Source organism: Vibrio sp. 10N.261.46.A3 (assembly GCF_041472995.1).
Taxonomy (GTDB): Bacteria; Pseudomonadota; Gammaproteobacteria; order Enterobacterales; family Vibrionaceae; genus Vibrio; species Vibrio coralliirubri.
In genome coordinates this window covers 1-263 of record NZ_JBFRRH010000215.1, presented here as the reverse complement: position 1 = coordinate 263, position 263 = coordinate 1, and the positions used below count along the sequence as shown (strand labels likewise).

Annotated in this window: 1 protein-coding gene; it reads left to right on the top strand. The window is 48.3% G+C overall.

What is annotated here, in order from left to right:
• On the top strand, positions 1-263 hold a 263-nt coding region (locus tag AB4484_RS26740; RefSeq protein ID WP_372081060.1), incomplete at both ends, for a hypothetical protein.

Below are 263 nucleotides of genomic sequence, written 5' to 3'. Positions count from 1 at the left end.
GACCTATCAAGGTACGACGACAAGCGGGACTCCTATCTTCACGCTCGCGCTAGCGAATGATGGCTCTTATACCTTTACGTTGTTAGGTCCTCTAAATCATCCTACAAGTCCGAATTCCAATACCTTAACGATTCCATTCGATGTCGTTGCGGTTGATGGCGATGGCGATGATTCTAACCAATATGTATTGCCAATCGAGGTGCTTGATGGTGCGCCAGTAATGACGGCGCCGACTGGTGAAATGGTTGTCGATGAAGACGATC